Below are 14597 nucleotides of genomic sequence, written 5' to 3' on the forward strand. Positions count from 1 at the left end.
CAAACCTATTGGTGCGCCGCGCTTTTTTATTGCTTTTGGAAATCGCGAGATTCCGCGAAAAGCCTTACCGCGCCTAGGTCTGTAAGCTCGCCCAAATTGTTGTGGGTGTCGAACGATGCTAAACTGACGAACATTGAGAATGGTTCGTATTAACGTTCACAGAGTTGTGCTAATGCGCCTCTGCGACATGTCGATTGCGGACGTTCCAACGGGAGGTATTGCCCGGCCGACGCCTCTCTTTGAGGCGTCCGGCGCGCCGGTCCGGTACTTCAGTGGCAAGGCTCGCGTGGCACGCGTGCCAGTCGATAACAACAAGGAGTTTCTGATGGGTTCAACGTTGGTGCGCGGCCTCGTCGCCGCCGCAGGTCTCACGGCGATGATGGCAGCATCGGCCGCCGAATATCCGATCGGCAAGCAGCACATCGAAGGCGGCATGGAAACGGGCGCCGTGTACCTGCAGCCGATCACGATGGCGCCGGAAGGCATGATGCGCAAGGCGTCGGATTCGGACATCCACCTCGAGGCGGACATCCACGCGGTCAAGAACAACCCGACCGGTTTCGCCGAAGGCGACTGGATGCCGTATCTGAACGTCACGTATGAACTCACGAAGGTCGGTACGACCCAGACCCTCAAGGGCGACCTGATGCCGATGGTCGCGAGCGACGGCCCGCATTACGGCGACAACGTGAAGCTCTTCGGCCCGGGCAAGTATCACCTGAAGCTGCACATCTCGCCGCCTTCGCAGGAAGGTCATATGGCGTTCGGCCGTCACACCGACAAGGAAACGGGCGTGGGTCCGTGGTTCAAGCCGTTCACGATCGAATACGACTTCCCGTTCGCGGGCATCGGCAAGAAGGGCGGTTACTGATCGTCCCAGGCGCCCGGCATCCCGGACCGGGCGCGTTCATCCTCAGGAAGTACGCATGAAACTGAAAATACAGGTGGCCGCGCTCGCGATGTCCGTGTTCGCCTCCGGGACCGCGTTCGCCGCCGACCTGCCGACGTTCAAGCTCGAAATGAACGACGGCAAGCTCAATCCGGCGCGCATCGAGGTGCCGGCGGGGCAGCGCATCAAGATCGAAGTGCACAACATCGGCAAGGGCGCCGCCGAGTTCGAAAGCGTGCAGCTGCGCAAGGAGAAAGTCCTCGCGCCGGGCGCCGATTCGTTCGTCGTGATCGCGCCGCTGGACCCGGGCGAATACAAGTTCTTCGACGACTTTCATCAGTCCGCGCAGGGCGTGATCGTCGCGAAGTAAGTGTCGTGCCAGCGCGAGGCGTCATGTCGCGCGCGGCCGATCGAAGTGGAATTGCTGGAGGTTGGGAATGGGGCAGGTACTTTTCATCGTGTGGCGGGAGAGCGTCGAGGCGTTGCTCGTCGTCGGCATTCTCTACGCGTGGCTGAAGAACGGCGACCATCAGGCGCGCCGCGGCCTGCCTTATCTGTGGGCCGGTGTCGTCATCGGCCTGCTCGCTGCTGTGGCGCTCGGCGCCGCGCTGATCGGCTTCACCGAAGTGCTGTCGGGCAATGCGCAGGATTACTTCCAGACCGCGATGGTGCTGGTCGCGTGCGTGCTGATCGTGCAGATGGTCCTGTGGATGAAGCGCCACGGCCGCACGCTCAAGCGCGACATGGAGTCGTCGCTGCAAAAGAGCACGCAGGACGGGCACTGGTGGGGCATCGCGCTGCTCGTCGCGCTCGCGATCGCGCGTGAGGGCAGCGAAACGGCCGTGTTTCTGTATGGCGTCGGCTTCGGCCAGTCGGGGCATGTCGACGTGTCGCAGTACGTCGCGATCATCATCGGCTTCGGCCTCGCGCTCCTGACGTTCTATGTGCTGCAGCTCGGCGGCAAGATCTTCTCGTGGCGCTCGTTCTTCCGCGTCACCGAGATCATGCTGCTGTTTCTCGCGGCGGGCCTGTTCGAGACCGGCGTCGACAAGCTGATCGACATGGAAGTGCTGCCGGTCATCGTCAATCAGGTGTGGAACACGTCGTGGCTGCTCGACGATTCGAGTACCTTCGGCTCGCTCGTTGCTACACTCACGGGTTATCGCGCGCATCCGGCGGGCATGAACCTCGTCGCGTATGCGCTGTACTGGATCGTCATCTATCTCCTGATGCGCCATTCGAAAAATCAGATGGCGCAAAAACAAAAGGCGGCAAGCCGTCCAGCATGAGTTCTGTGATACCTAGACCGGGCCGGCTGCAACAAGCCGGTCACTGGATGCAACGTCACGGCAGCGCGATCCGCATGATTCAGTGGGTCGTCGTTGCCGTGTACGCGTTTCTGATCGCCGTTCCGGCCGTGATGCCGCTGCCCGATGGCTCCGCGCATTTGTGGAGCAATCTCACGCTCGCCGCGCAGTTCGTGTTCTGGGGCATCTGGTGGCCGTTCGTGCTGCTGTCGATGGTCATGCTCGGCCGCGTCTGGTGCGGCGTGTTGTGTCCCGAGGGCGCGCTGTCGGAGTTCGCGAGCAAGTTCGGCCGCGGCTGGGCGATTCCGCGCTGGATGCGCTGGGGCGGCTGGCCCTTCGTCGCGTTCGGACTGACGACGATCTACGGCCAGATGGTCAGCGTCTATCAGTATCCGAAAGCGGTGTTGCTCGTGCTCGGCGGTTCGACCGTGGGCGCGATGATCATCGGCGTGCTGTATGGCCGCGAGAAGCGCGTGTGGTGCAAGTATCTGTGCCCGGTGAACGGCGTGTTCTCGCTGCTCGCGCGGCTCGCGCCGTTCCACTACAAGGTCAGCGAAGACGCCTGGCGCCGCTCGTACAAAGAGGGCGAGCACGGTCATCGCGTCATTCCGATCAACTGCGCGCCGCTCGTCCCCCTGCGCAACATGAAGGGCGCCGCCGACTGCCACATGTGCGGCCGATGCAGCGGCCATCGCGATGCGATCGCCCTCACGTGGCGCTCGCCGTCGGAAGAAGTCGTGTCGCTCGGCGACAAGGCCGCGAATCCGTGGGACACCGCGCTGATTCTGTATGGCCTGCTCGGTATCGCGATCGGCGCGTTCCACTGGACCGTGAGCACGTGGTTCGTCGATCTGAAGCAATATCTCGCGGCGTGGCTCATCGATCGCAACATTCTCTGGCCGCTCGATACCAACGCGCCGTGGTTCCTCTTCACGCATTACCCGGAGCAGAACGACGTCTTCTCGTGGCTCGACGGGACGATGGTGATCGGCTATATCGTCGTGACGGGAATCGTGTATGGCACCGCGTTGCTCGCGCTCCTTGCGATCGGCACGCGCATGCTCGGCAAGATGAACGCGACGCGCCTGCATCACCTGACGCTCGCGTTGATTCCGATTGCGGGCGTCGGCGTGTTTCTCGGCCTGTCCGCGACCACGGTATCGCTCTTGCGTGCCGAGCATTTGCCGTTGTGGTGGGTGCCGGGCCTGCGCCTCGGTTTGCTCGGCGCGGCGAATCTGTGGAGCGCGTGGCTCGCGTGGCGCGTGACGCACCGCTATGCGTCGACGCTTGTTCCCCGCATGCTCACGATGGTATGGTTTGTCGCTGCGCTGGCCGTCGCGGACAGCGCGTGGTACCTGATGTTCTGGGGCTTCAGTCGATAAACCGTCCACGCCGTCACGCGCGGCAACGAGAGCGAGAAGTGAGAACCAAACCCGTACTGACCGATGAAGACGTGAAGGCCATGGCCGCCGCCGCCGAGGCGCATGCCAGGGAGCACAACTGGAACGTGACGATTGCGATCGTCGACGATGGCGGGCATCTGCTGCATCTGCATCGTCTGGACGGGACGGGCGCGAGCACCGTCGAAATGGCGACGGGCAAGGCGCGCACCGCCGTGCTGGGCCGCCGCGAAACCAAGGTCTACGAAGACACCATCAAGCAGGGCCGCACGGCATTCCTCAGCGCGCCCATGACCGCGATGCTCGAAGGCGGCGTGCCGATCTTCGTGGGCGCGGATATCGTCGGGGCGGTGGGCGTGTCGGGCGTGAAGTCGGATCAGGATGCGCAGATCGCGAAAGCGGGTATCGCGGCGCTGGGTATCGAGAACGTCTGAAGCTTTCGCGCGATGCGCGCAATAAAAATGGCACGTCTTCGTAATGAAGGCGTGCCATTCTGTTTCCGATGCGGCGCTCGTCGGCGCGCATCGTGAGAACCCAAGCAGGAACCAAAAAAAGCGGCTTCGCTTGCTATCGACGACTGGCTGGTATTTGCACGAAGGGGTCTAAATTCTCGCGTGCAAGTCGTCCTCGCTGGCTAAGGCCAAACACCTCTTGGCGAGGTGGTCCCCACAATACCCGGTACGTCCTGCTGTTCTTGCCTGTCTTGCGCGTTACTTCGTCAGTATCAGTTTGCCCAGACGCGTCGCGCGCAACTGATACGTCTCCCCGTTATGCACGATGCTCACGTGGCTGCGTCCCTGCAGCAGCGCGTCGCTCTTGAGGGAGCGCTCGCCGTTGCTTTCCGCTGCGTGGGCGACGTGAACCGTCGTGACGGTCGTCGCCTTCGGGCGGGTGATCGCGGCGTCGCGGACAGCCGGGCGGCGCAGCCTGAGCGTGGAGGATCGCAGCGTGTCGGTCATGTCGGAAGTGTGCGTTCGTTGATTCGATGGGTCTATAGTAAATGATAACTATTCCTATTTGCAACTAGACTTTCCGATTGAAGCGCAACTTTTGATAGCCAGGCTCGATGCAGCGGCAAAGCAATCGCCGCCGCATCGGGCGATACGCTCAATGCAGCGGACTCTCGTCCTTGCGGCCGTGCACGAACTGGCGAATCAGCCGCACGGTGTCGATATCCGACTCGCGATAAGCCGACTTCACGATTTCCTGCGTCTGACGCTCATCGGGCGTGGCGTTTTCGTTCTCCGGCAGCGTCGTGCTGTAGGTGAAGCGCAGGAATAGCTGAAGCGAGTCGGGCTGCACGATCGCCATCGTCAGCGAGCCGCCGACGTAATCGGCAGTCGGCAGGATGTCATAGCGCACGCTCGACCCGGGCGTCAGCGTCACGCGATCGCGCACGGTGGCCTGGCCGTAGTGCAGTTCGCGCTCCATCGTATCGCCATCGCGCGAGAGGATGTCGCAGCTATCCAGCCCCAGCACGAACAACTGCGGCTGTTCCGCGCGCAGGACGAGCCCTTCCCAAAGCTGTTCGGGCGTGAGCGAATCGACGAGCGGGTTGAGCGGATCGTTGATCTGGATCAGGTGTTCGAAATTCAAGACGACGTTTCCTTGGACGTTCGTGGTGCCCGCGATGCATCACTGCGGCGTGAGACCGGAGTCGATGCGAATCGCGCCGGACAGGACCTTGTGGATCGGGCACGCATTGGCAATTTGCAAAAGCCGTTCCCGCTGTTCATCGGACAACGCACCCTGGAGCGAGATGCGGCGATCGATGTTCGTACCTTCCGCGGTGCTTTTCATCGACAACTCGACATGGACGCCTTCCAGCGGCCATTCCTTGCGCTTCGCGTACATCTTCAGTGTGATGGACGTGCACGCGCCGAGACTCGACAGCAGCAGCGACGCCGGTTCCGGTCCCGTATCGCCGCCGCCGAGGCTTGCCGGCTCGTCGGCGATCCATGAATGCGTGCCATCTGCGAGACGGACTTGATAGTCGATATTGCCGATGTCGGCGGTCACGGAAGGTCCGGCCATGCGTTGCTCCTTGTTTTGAGAGGGACTGCAAGAATGACGAAAAACGGCGCGGCAAGAACGGTCATTGTGACGCAATGTGTCCGTTCATGCCGCACCGTCTCGTCGAATGCGCGCTGGTACGTCGGCGAGGACGCTCAGTGCGTGATCGCGCCCATCCGGCCCGCCTGATAGTCGACCACCGCCTGACGGATCTCGTCCTCCGTGTTCATCACGAACGGGCCGTAGCGCACGACCGGTTCCTTCAGCGGCACGCCGCCGATCAGAAGCAGTTCGACGGGCTCATCGCTGGCGGCGAGCACGATCGTATCGCTGTCGTCGCGAAAGATCACCATCTGCTGCGCGCGCACCGGCTGGCTTTGCGGACCATACAGCGCGGTGCCCGACAGCGGATAGGCGAAGACGCGGTAATCGCGTGGCACGGTCAGCTCGATCGACGCGCCCGGTTTCAGCGAAAAGTGTTGATACAGAATCGGCGTGCGAGTTTCGATCGCCGCCTTCACGCCGAGCGCCTCGCCCGCGATCACCTTCATGCTGACCTTGCCATCTTCGCTGGTCGCGACAGGAATCTGCGCCGACGGAATCTCCTGATAGTGCGGCGCGATCATCTTGTCGCGCTGCGGCAGGTTCACCCAGAGCTGCAGGCCGTGCACGCGGCCGCCACGGCGCGTGAAGTCCTCGGCCGGCATCTCGCTATGCACGACGCCCGCGCCTGCGGTCATCCATTGCACGTCGCCGGGGCGCAGCGTGCCCGAATGACCCGCCGAGTCCTTGTGGCCGAACTCGCCTTCGAGCATGTACGTCACGGTCTCGAAACCGCGATGCGGGTGGTCGGGCGCGCCCTTCGCCTCGCCGGGCGCGTAATCGGCGGGGCCCATTTCGTCTAGGAGAAGGAACGGGTCGAAATCCATCAGAAGACGGGTCGGAAACGGGCGATGCACGACAAATCCGCCGCCTTCGACAGTGCGGGTCGCCGGAATGATGCGTTCGATGCTGCGGCTGGTGGACATGGTTGCCTCGTGTCGCGTATGCGGAAATAGGGGAATAGCGATAAATCTGAAACACAGGTCTATTATATGGGCCGCGTTTCACGGTAAAAGACGCTGCCGCGCAATGGATTGTCGCGCTGGCGATAACGACGGCGTCAACCCGAATTCTTGTCTTCACGAGCGACCATGAAAGCCGACTCGCATGATCTGAACGATCTGATGTATTTCTCGCACGTCGTCGAGCACGGCGGATTTTCGGCTGCGGAGCGCGTGCTCGGCATCTCGAAGTCGCGTCTGTCGCGGCGCGTGTCTGAGCTCGAAGCGTCGCTCGGCGTGCGCCTGTTGCAGCGCTCGACACGCAAGCTCGCGCTGACCGAAGCCGGACAGCTCTTCTACCAGCATTGCCAGGCGATGCTCGCGGAGGCCCAGGCGGCCGTCAACGTCGTGCAGAGCCTGCGCGATTCGCCGCGCGGCACCGTGCGCGTGAGCGTGCCCGTGACGATCGCGCAGACGTTTCTCTCCGCAGTGATGCCGGATTTCATGCATCGTTATCCGGAAGTGCGCGTCGTGCTGCGCGTGACGAATCGTGTCGTCGATCTGTTCGAGGATGCCATCGATGTCGCGCTGCGCGTGCGCTCGGAGCCACCCGCGAGTTCGAACGTCGTCGCGCGGCCGCTGTGGCGCACGGAGCAGATGCTGGTTGCGGCGCCGTCGCTCCTGAAGTCGAACGCGCCGCCGATGACGCCCGCCGAGCTCGCCCAGTACGACACGATCGACACGCCTTCCGCCGATGGCCGCCACGTCTATCGCCTGATTGCGCCGGACGGCACGCGCCACGAGTTTGAGCACGAGCCGCGGCTCGTCACGGCAGACCTGTCGATGATCCGCGAAGCCGTGATGCGCGGTGTCGGCATCGCGGCGTTGCCCGAGATGATGTACGGCGCGCCGCTGCGAACGGGGCAACTCTCGCCGGTGATGCCGGGCTGGACGTTTCCGTCGCCGCAACTCTATGCGGTCTTCCTGTCGCGCCAGGGCATGGTCCCTGCAGTGCGCGCTTTCGTGGATTTTCTCGTCGAGTCGATAGGTAGCGGTCAGCGCTTCCCCGGAGAATGTCCTGTTCAGGAAACGCCGGAACGGGAAACAGTTTGACCGCATCCGCGTTTGTCATTGGTTTATGACATTGAAGCGCGCGTTTGCGATGGTCAGATTCAATTGAACGTCCCTCATCGCAGCGGTATATTGAAACCTCCTTCGCTAAGGAGCTCCTTATGCGAAAACTCACGGCTGCTCTGATAGTTAGCCTGATAGGGTTGATTGCGCTGTCCGTGTCGACCACGGCTGCCGCATGTGACGGAACTTCTGGCTCTGGCTATTCGAACCCGAAGTGACCGCCTCACCCGAATGCGCCGAGTGCGCACGAAAAAAGGCCTTCATCTGACGATGAAGGCCTTTTACTTTTGAGGCTTGCGCGAGCGCTTATTTGCCGCCTTATTTGCCGCTCTTAGGCTCCGTGACGAAACCGATCTTCGTCAGTCCACCTGCCTGCGCCGCCGACATCAGATCGGCGACCTTCTCGTACGCCACCTGACGGTCCGCGCGCAGATGAATCTCCGGCTGCGGATTCTGCTGCGAGGCCTGCGCGATGCGCGCATTGAGCGTCGCTTCGTCGATCGGCTGATCGTCCCACAGCGTCGTGCCGTCGGCCTTGATCGCGATATTCACGTGCGCGGGCTTCTCGTCTTGCGGCTGGCTGCTCGCGTGCGGCAGGTCGATCTTGACCGCGTGATGCATGGCCGGAATCGTGACGAGGAAGATGATCAGGAGAACCAGCATGACGTCGACGAGCGGCGTCATGTTGATTTCGCTCATCATGCCGTCGTCTTCGTCTCCGGCGAAAGGGCTCATGGCCATTGCGAGTCTCCCGGACTTACGAGGCGCGCGTCGCGAGACGCAGGCTGTCGGTCGAGCCGTTCGTCGCGCGCTTGGTCGACGAGAGTTTCGAGCCCGTGACGAAGAATGCGTGCAGGCCGTGCGCGAAGCGGTTCAGTTTCGTGACGATGCCCTTGTTCGCGCGGGTGAGGGCGTTGTAGCCGAGCACCGCCGGAATCGCGACGAAGAGGCCGAACGCGGTCATGATGAGCGATTCGCCGACCGGACCGGCAACCTGATCGATCGAGGTCTGGCCCGTCGCGCCGATGGTCAGCAGCGCGTGATAGATGCCCCAGACCGTGCCGAACAGGCCGACGAACGGCGACGTGGAACCGATCGACGCGAGAATCGCGAGACCCGACTGCATGCGGCCGACGCCTTCGTCCATCACGTCCTTGAGGCAGCGCGTTATCCAGTCCGACACGTCCATGCGGTCGTGCAGATGCGGCTGCGTCTGGTGATGATGGTCGGCGGCTTCCTGTCCGGCGAGCGCGAGCGCGAGGAACGGGTTGTCCGCCGGGCTCGACGACTGGCTGCCGAGCTTCTTGATGCCGTCGCTGAAGTCGTCGGAATGCCAGAACGCCTGTTCGGCGTTCTTGGTCAGGCGCTTCAGGCGCACGACATTCCACGCCTTTACGACGATCACCGTCCACGAAAGCACCGACATGATGACGAGTGCGAGCGCGATGCCCCGCGTCACGAAGTCGCCTTGCGCCCAGACGTGCGCAATCCCGTAGTTTTCCATTTTCTCTTTCCTTCCTTGTATCTAAAAAAATCGATCAGTCGTTCAGACTGAAAACGAATGGCACCGTGGCGGTCGCGCGAATCGCTTCGCCATTTTCCTTGTACGGGCTGCACGCGCTGCCGCGTACCGCTTCGAGCGCCGCGTCATCGAGCCGCGACGAACCGCTGCTCTTTTGCAGCGTGATGTTTTCGATCTTGCCCGACAGCCCCACCGTCAGACGAACGACGGCCGTGCCGGTTTCGCCGCGGCGTTTGGCTGTCGCCGGATAGTCTGGCTGCGCGATGTTACAACTGAGGCGCGCGACATTCTTCGGCGCGGCGAGATCCATGCTCGGCTTGCCGATGGCGGGCGCGGCAGGCGGCGGTGCGGGTTGGGCAGGCGCGGGCGGCGTCGGCTCGGGCGCGGCGATTTGCGATGGCGCCTCGGTGACCGGCATCGGCGTGGGCTTCGGCTCGATCTTCGGTTTGACCTTCGGCTTGGGCTGCGGCTTCGGAACGGGCTGCGGAACTGGCTTGGGCGGCGGCGTTTCGACGGCGACCGGCTGCGGCGCGGGTTGCGGCGTTTCGCTGATCAGTTGCGCCGTGATCGATTTGGCTTCGATCGGGCGCGGCAGCGGCTCATGGCGCATCGTCAGCGCGACGCCCAGTAGCGCGGCGTGAATGACGACGACAGCGGCGCACGCCGCGATGACGCGCGGATTGGCGTTCGATGCTGGCGCTGTCTGAAATGCGGCGGGAGTAGTGGTCGGGGACTGCATTGTTATTGGCTGCTTGCAATACTGCGTGAATGCTTGCTGAAAACGCTGCTTTCCAACTCGAGGTCCAGCGACTGCGCAGGCACGGTGCGGAAGAAACCAGACGACGTCATTTTCGGAAAATAAGCAGGGAGATAAACAGGGTGGCCACGAAGCCGATCAGCAGTTCCATCTTTCCCTCCAGGGGTAAAGGATTGCGCGGCTAGCTAAAAGTGACCGGAACTTCGAAGGTAACGTGGCTTGCTGGAGGCGAGAAAACGACCTGACGGCGCCGCTGGAGAACGACGGGCGCCGCCGGTTGTGCGCGGCGCAGCGGCTGCGCGAGTTGCTTCAGGCGGCTTGACGCTCGTAGAACGTGAGCGGCGCGACATGCTCGCGATGCTCGACGCCGCAGCGCGAGGCGCAGACGCCGCTTTGTGCCATCACATCGCGAACGCTTTCCTCACACTTTCCGCAGCACAGCGCGACGCCGAGCTCGAATTGCAACTCGTCGAAGGTATCCACTCCTTCGGCGATGGCGGTTCGAATCTTCCGGTCGGACACTGACTTGCAGACACAGACAATCATGATCGTTCGCAATAGTTAGCGTTAATGCGAATTATTATCATTCGGTATTGGCGCGTTTGCAAGCGAGGCTCGGTGTTTTTTGTAACAGAGCGCGCAAGTTAGCGGGGTTATTGCTAGAGAGCCTTGCCTGGCGGGGGAAAGCGCGCAGCAAGAGCGGCGGCGCGCGTGAAAAACCCTCAGACGATGTCGGGTTCAGCGAGGCGCGTGCGGCGCGAAGGGATGTCGACGTGCTCGACTTTGGCATCGAGTTGCAGCAGGGCCGCGGCGAGCTGACGCTGGGAATCGCCGTCGGCGGTGGAATAGAAGCGCGGCAGGGTGTCGGGCGGCGCGGCGACGTTCTTCAGCGCGTGAGCGTCCAGCAGACGATCGAGCTGCCGCGCGATGGCGACACTCGTATCGACGATCTGCAGCCGCTCCCCGGCGATATCGCGGATCGCGCGATCGAGAAAGGGGTAGTGCGTGCAGCCGAGCACGAGCGTGTCCGAGCCGGCGTCGAGCATGGGCGCGATATAGCTTTCCAGCAGCGCCATCAGCGCCAGCGACGATGTGTCGCAACGCTCGACCGCCTGAACCAGCCCGTGTCCTGCCTGACAGATGAAGCGGCAATCGCCCGCATAACGATCGAGCAGCGACTGAAAGCGCGCGGAGCGCAATGTGACGGCCGTTGCGAGCACGCCGACCACGCGCGACTTCGACACCGCCGCCGCAGGTTTCACCCCCGGCTCGACGCCGACGAGCGGAATAGGCAGGCGCTCGCGCACGAGCGCGATCGACTGTGCGGTGGCCGTGTTGCACGCGACGACGAGCGCCTTCGCGCCTTGTCCGACCAGCCATTCGCCGATCGCCATCGCACGGTCGACGATGAAGTCGTCGTCACGCTCGCCGTAGGGCGCATAACGCGAATCGGCGACGTAGATCAGGCGTTCGTGCGGCAGCGTCGCGCGAACGGCGCGCAGCACCGACAGCCCGCCGAGACCGGAATCGAAAATGCCGACCGGCGCGCTCGCGTCTGACGAGGCACGCTCGTTCGGCTTCAGGGAAGGCACTGCTCCGGGCATGCGATTACTCGTGATCGCCCATCATGGTTTGCTGATAATTCTGGATGCCGACCTTGTCGATCAGATCGAGCTGCGTTTCCAGCCAGTCGATGTGCTCTTCGGTGTCATGCAGAATCTTTTCGAAGATTTCGCGCGACACGAAGTCACGTACCGACTCGCAATACGCGATGGCTTCCTTGCAGGTCGACTGGGAAATCTGCTCGAGCTTCAGATCGCATTCGAGGATTTCCTTGGTTTCTTCGCCGATCAGCAATTTGTGCAGGTCCTGCAGATTCGGCAGGCCGTCGAGCATGAATACGCGCTGGATGAGCCAGTCGGCATGCTTCATTTCGCCGATCGATTCGTCGTATTCGTGCTTGTTGAGCTTCTCGAGGCCCCAGTGCTGATACATCCGGGCGTGCAGGAAGTATTGATTGATCGCAGTCAGTTCGTTCTTCAACTGCGAATTCAGATATTCGATGACTTTCGCGTCGCCTTGCATGATTTCGTGTCCTGTTCTTAACGTGGGGCTTCTGAAAAGATAAACCTTGAGCGTGACAATGCCAAGGTTGAGTAGAAATTTTTTGTTTCAGACGAAACTGAGAATGAAAACCTTTCTCGACTAGCGACGTTCGAAAGAAAAGAGCCGGGCGGATTGCCCGGCTCCTATCAGTCTCTAGCGGTAATAAACCGCCATTAAGCAGCGATCAAGCCGTCGCGACCGGAATCTTGCCGATCTTCGCCTGCCATTCGGCGGGACCGGTCTTGTGGACCGAGGTGCCGCTCGAATCGACGGCGACCGTCACCGGCATGTCCTGCACGTCGAATTCGTAGATCGCTTCCATGCCGAGATCTTCGAACGCGAGCACCTTCGCCGCGCGAATTGCCTTCGACACGAGATACGCCGCGCCGCCGACCGCCATCAGATATGCGGCCTTGTGATTCTTGATGGCCTCGATCGCGACCGGGCCGCGCTCGGCCTTGCCGATCATCGAGATGAGGCCGGTTTGCGCGAGCATCATCTCGGTGAACTTGTCCATGCGCGTGGCCGTGGTCGGGCCTGCCGGTCCGACGGCTTCGTCGCGCACCGGATCGACCGGGCCGACGTAATAGATCACGCGGTTCGTGAAATCGACCGGCAGCTTTTCGCCCTTGGCGAGCATGTCGGCGATGCGCTTGTGCGCGGCGTCGCGGCCCGTCAGCATCTTGCCCGACAGGAGCAGCGTCTGCCCCGGCTTCCACGAAGCGACTTCTTCCGGCGTCAGCGTGTTCAGGTCGATGCGCTTGCTGGTTTCCGTGTTCGGCGCCCAGGTGACCTTCGGCCATGCGTCGAGCGGCGGCGCTTCGAGCTTCGCTGCGCCCGAGCCGTCGAGCGTGAAGTGCGCGTGGCGCGTGGCCGCGCAGTTCGGGATGATCGCGACCGGCTTCGATGCCGCGTGCGTCGGCGCTGCCATGATCTTCACGTCGAGCACGGTCGCGAGGCCGCCGAGACCTTGCGCGCCGATACCGAGCGCGTTCACTTTCTCGTGCAGTTCCACGCGCAGCTCTTCGATCCAGTCCTGCGGGCCGCGCGCGATGATGTCCTGAATGTCGATCGGGTCCATCAGCGATTCCTTCGCCATGACCATCGCCTTTTCAGCGGTGCCGCCGATGCCGATGCCGAGCATCCCCGGCGGGCACCAGCCGGCGCCCATCGTCGGCACGGTCTTCAGGATCCAGTCGACGATCGAATCCGACGGATTCAGCATCGCGAACTTCGACTTGTTCTCCGAGCCGCCGCCCTTGGCCGCGACCTGGACGTCGACCTTGTCGCCCGGCACGATCTCGTAGTGGATCACCGCCGGCGTGTTGTCCTTCGTGTTCTTGCGGCCGCCTTCGGGCGGACTCACGATCGATGCGCGCAGCACGTTGTCCGGGTTCAGGTAACCACGGCGCACGCCTTCGTTGATCATGTCGGTGACCGACATCGTCGCACCGTCCCAGCGCACATCCATGCCGACTTTCACGAACACCGTGACGATGCCCGTGTCCTGGCAGATCGGGCGCTTGCCTTCGGCGCACATGCGGCTGTTGGTCAGGATCTGCGCGATCGCGTCCTTCGCGGCGGGGCTCTCTTCCAGCTCGTAGGCGCGGCCGAGCGCCTGAATATAGTCGAGCGGATGGTAGTAGCTGATGTACTGCAGCGAATCGGCGATGCTCTGAATCAGGTCTTCCTGCTTGATGACTGTCATGGCTTGGGCTCTGGGGGACGAAATTATTTGTGCGCGTTCTGTCGGACGCTTCAGTCGAGGGCGCTGCGGGGCGCGACGGTTTCGCTGTGAAAGTGCGTCGGATGCGTATGCGTGGTCAGCCGGTCGACATACGCCATGATGAGCGCGGAAACGAGGAAGGCGACGTGGATGATCACCTGCCACATCACTCCGTAGAACGTGTGCTGGTCGGGGTTGATGAAGGTTTTCAGCAGATGGATCGACGAGATGCTGATGAGCGCCATCGACAGCTTCACTTTCAGCACGCCCGCGTTGACGTGATCGAGCCATTCGGGCTCGTCGGGATGGCCTTCCACGCCGAGGCGCGACACGAAGGTCTCATACCCGCCGACGATCACCATGATGAGCAGATTCGAGATCATGACCACGTCGATCAGGCCGAGGACGACGAGCATGATGTTGGTTTCGTCGAGCGTCATCGCGTGCGTGACGAGGTGCCACACTTCCTTCAGGAACAACACGACGTAGACGGCTTGCGCGACGATCAGGCCCAGATAGAGCGGGACCTGCAGCCAGCGGCTCATGAAGATGACTTTCGGCAGCACTTTCATCGAGCCGGGCTGAGAGGGCGAGGCGGAAGAATGCTTGGGAGCGGACATGGGCGGCTTTTCAGTCGAGGTGGATCGGACCGGAAATGATGACGGGCGAATATGACGAAGAAAAACGTACGATGCGCCGG

18 protein-coding genes are annotated in these 14597 nt (G+C 62.3%); 6 read left to right on the forward strand and 12 right to left on the reverse strand.

The window, feature by feature from the left end; genetic code table 11:
* The first annotated feature begins 325 nt into the window (after nt 1-325).
* The 5 genes from PQR08_RS15355 to PQR08_RS15375 all read left to right on the forward strand — a co-directional run bounded on the left by PQR08_RS15355 (nt 326) and on the right by PQR08_RS15375 (nt 4030).
* Nucleotides 326-871, forward strand: coding sequence for an iron transporter (locus tag PQR08_RS15355; protein ID WP_371879821.1), 546 nt, complete (start codon nt 326-328; stop codon nt 869-871).
* 55 nt (nt 872-926) lie between these two features.
* On the forward strand, nt 927-1259 hold the full coding sequence (locus PQR08_RS15360) for a cupredoxin domain-containing protein (protein ID WP_238210306.1): 333 nt from the start codon (nt 927-929) through the stop codon (nt 1257-1259).
* 67 nt (nt 1260-1326) lie between these two features.
* On the forward strand, nt 1327-2178 hold the full coding sequence (locus PQR08_RS15365; protein ID WP_250483428.1) for an FTR1 family iron permease: 852 nt from the start codon (nt 1327-1329) through the stop codon (nt 2176-2178).
* A complete protein-coding gene (locus tag PQR08_RS15370; RefSeq protein ID WP_250483429.1) occupies nt 2175-3578 on the forward strand; it encodes a 4Fe-4S binding protein in 1404 nt (467 codons plus the stop codon). Before PQR08_RS15365 ends, PQR08_RS15370 begins: the two co-directional genes overlap by 4 nt.
* Nucleotides 3579-3616: 38 nt before the next feature.
* Complete coding sequence (locus PQR08_RS15375) at nt 3617-4030, forward strand: GlcG/HbpS family heme-binding protein (protein ID WP_187605019.1); 414 nt, start codon at nt 3617-3619, stop codon at nt 4028-4030.
* Nucleotides 4031-4306: 276 nt separating this feature from the next.
* Here the strand turns inward: PQR08_RS15375 and hemP are convergent, their stop codons facing one another.
* The 4 genes from hemP to PQR08_RS15395 form a co-directional block, all read right to left on the reverse strand.
* Complete coding sequence (gene hemP, locus PQR08_RS15380) at nt 4307-4555, reverse strand: hemin uptake protein HemP (RefSeq protein WP_162065347.1); 249 nt, start codon at nt 4553-4555, stop codon at nt 4307-4309.
* A gap of 148 nt (nt 4556-4703) precedes the next feature.
* Nucleotides 4704-5192, reverse strand: a complete 489-nt coding sequence (locus PQR08_RS15385; protein WP_187605018.1) for an SRPBCC family protein — start codon at nt 5190-5192, stop codon at nt 4704-4706.
* Nucleotides 5193-5231: 39 nt separating this feature from the next.
* Nucleotides 5232-5630 carry an OsmC family protein gene (locus PQR08_RS15390; protein ID WP_187605017.1) on the reverse strand — a complete coding sequence of 133 codons (399 nt, stop codon included), beginning with the start codon at nt 5628-5630 and terminating at the stop codon, nt 5232-5234.
* Nucleotides 5631-5764: 134 nt separating this feature from the next.
* Entirely contained in the window at nt 5765-6637 is an 873-nt protein-coding gene (locus PQR08_RS15395; protein WP_250483430.1) for a pirin family protein, read from the reverse strand.
* Between the two features lie 165 nt (nt 6638-6802).
* Here PQR08_RS15395 and PQR08_RS15400 point away from each other — a divergent pair, with 165 nt between their 5' ends.
* Nucleotides 6803-7765 carry a LysR family transcriptional regulator gene (locus PQR08_RS15400; protein WP_238288020.1) on the forward strand — a complete coding sequence of 321 codons (963 nt, stop codon included), beginning with the start codon at nt 6803-6805 and terminating at the stop codon, nt 7763-7765.
* A gap of 339 nt (nt 7766-8104) precedes the next feature.
* On the opposite strand, the gene PQR08_RS15405 is transcribed toward PQR08_RS15400, so the two are convergent.
* The 8 genes from PQR08_RS15405 to PQR08_RS15440 form a co-directional block, all read right to left on the reverse strand.
* The gene (locus PQR08_RS15405) at nt 8105-8527 is read right to left on the reverse strand and encodes an ExbD/TolR family protein (RefSeq protein ID WP_187605015.1); all 423 of its coding nucleotides are present in this window, start codon (nt 8525-8527) and stop codon (nt 8105-8107) included.
* Between the two features lie 16 nt (nt 8528-8543).
* Entirely contained in the window at nt 8544-9290 is a 747-nt protein-coding gene (locus PQR08_RS15410) for a MotA/TolQ/ExbB proton channel family protein (protein WP_035506532.1), read from the reverse strand.
* 34 nt (nt 9291-9324) lie between these two features.
* Nucleotides 9325-10047, reverse strand: a complete 723-nt coding sequence (locus tag PQR08_RS15415) for an energy transducer TonB (protein WP_250483431.1) — start codon at nt 10045-10047, stop codon at nt 9325-9327.
* Between the two features lie 327 nt (nt 10048-10374).
* Nucleotides 10375-10611, reverse strand: coding sequence for a (2Fe-2S)-binding protein (locus PQR08_RS15420; RefSeq protein WP_035506537.1), 237 nt, complete (start codon nt 10609-10611; stop codon nt 10375-10377).
* A gap of 176 nt (nt 10612-10787) precedes the next feature.
* The gene (gene murI / locus PQR08_RS15425) at nt 10788-11669 is read right to left on the reverse strand and encodes a glutamate racemase (RefSeq protein WP_250483432.1); all 882 of its coding nucleotides are present in this window, start codon (nt 11667-11669) and stop codon (nt 10788-10790) included.
* 4 nt (nt 11670-11673) lie between these two features.
* Nucleotides 11674-12150 carry a bacterioferritin gene (bfr, locus tag PQR08_RS15430; protein WP_035506542.1) on the reverse strand — a complete coding sequence of 159 codons (477 nt, stop codon included), beginning with the start codon at nt 12148-12150 and terminating at the stop codon, nt 11674-11676.
* Nucleotides 12151-12355: 205 nt separating this feature from the next.
* Nucleotides 12356-13879, reverse strand: a complete 1524-nt coding sequence (locus PQR08_RS15435; protein WP_250483433.1) for a fumarate hydratase — start codon at nt 13877-13879, stop codon at nt 12356-12358.
* 50 nt (nt 13880-13929) lie between these two features.
* Complete coding sequence (locus PQR08_RS15440) at nt 13930-14517, reverse strand: TIGR00645 family protein (RefSeq protein WP_187605011.1); 588 nt, start codon at nt 14515-14517, stop codon at nt 13930-13932.
* Nucleotides 14518-14597 lie beyond the last annotated feature (80 nt).

Origin of the sequence: Caballeronia jiangsuensis (genome assembly GCF_046030135.1) — a bacterium.
In the GTDB taxonomy this organism is placed as follows: domain Bacteria; phylum Pseudomonadota; class Gammaproteobacteria; order Burkholderiales; family Burkholderiaceae; genus Caballeronia; species Caballeronia jiangsuensis.

What these genes read in the sequence shown, in the direction of transcription:
- PQR08_RS15370 (WP_250483429.1), top strand. Translation starts at nt 2,175, where the DNA reads ATGAGTTCTGTGATACCTAGACCGGGCCGGCTGCAACAAGCCGGTCAC.
- PQR08_RS15405 (WP_187605015.1), bottom strand. Translation starts at nt 8,527, where the DNA reads ATGGCCATGAGCCCTTTCGCCGGAGACGAAGACGACGGCATGATGAGC.
- PQR08_RS15395 (WP_250483430.1), bottom strand. Translation starts at nt 6,637, where the DNA reads ATGTCCACCAGCCGCAGCATCGAACGCATCATTCCGGCGACCCGCACT.
- PQR08_RS15410 (WP_035506532.1), bottom strand. Translation starts at nt 9,290, where the DNA reads ATGGAAAACTACGGGATTGCGCACGTCTGGGCGCAAGGCGACTTCGTG.
- PQR08_RS15435 (WP_250483433.1), bottom strand. Translation starts at nt 13,879, where the DNA reads ATGACAGTCATCAAGCAGGAAGACCTGATTCAGAGCATCGCCGATTCG.
- PQR08_RS15420 (WP_035506537.1), bottom strand. Translation starts at nt 10,611, where the DNA reads ATGATTGTCTGTGTCTGCAAGTCAGTGTCCGACCGGAAGATTCGAACC.
- murI (WP_250483432.1), bottom strand. Translation starts at nt 11,669, where the DNA reads ATGCCCGGAGCAGTGCCTTCCCTGAAGCCGAACGAGCGTGCCTCGTCA.
- PQR08_RS15400 (WP_238288020.1), top strand. Translation starts at nt 6,803, where the DNA reads ATGAAAGCCGACTCGCATGATCTGAACGATCTGATGTATTTCTCGCAC.
- PQR08_RS15415 (WP_250483431.1), bottom strand. Translation starts at nt 10,047, where the DNA reads ATGCAGTCCCCGACCACTACTCCCGCCGCATTTCAGACAGCGCCAGCA.
- PQR08_RS15390 (WP_187605017.1), bottom strand. Translation starts at nt 5,630, where the DNA reads ATGGCCGGACCTTCCGTGACCGCCGACATCGGCAATATCGACTATCAA.
- PQR08_RS15440 (WP_187605011.1), bottom strand. Translation starts at nt 14,517, where the DNA reads ATGTCCGCTCCCAAGCATTCTTCCGCCTCGCCCTCTCAGCCCGGCTCG.
- PQR08_RS15365 (WP_250483428.1), top strand. Translation starts at nt 1,327, where the DNA reads ATGGGGCAGGTACTTTTCATCGTGTGGCGGGAGAGCGTCGAGGCGTTG.
- bfr (WP_035506542.1), bottom strand. Translation starts at nt 12,150, where the DNA reads ATGCAAGGCGACGCGAAAGTCATCGAATATCTGAATTCGCAGTTGAAG.
- PQR08_RS15360 (WP_238210306.1), top strand. Translation starts at nt 927, where the DNA reads ATGAAACTGAAAATACAGGTGGCCGCGCTCGCGATGTCCGTGTTCGCC.
- PQR08_RS15355 (WP_371879821.1), top strand. Translation starts at nt 326, where the DNA reads ATGGGTTCAACGTTGGTGCGCGGCCTCGTCGCCGCCGCAGGTCTCACG.
- hemP (WP_162065347.1), bottom strand. Translation starts at nt 4,555, where the DNA reads ATGACCGACACGCTGCGATCCTCCACGCTCAGGCTGCGCCGCCCGGCT.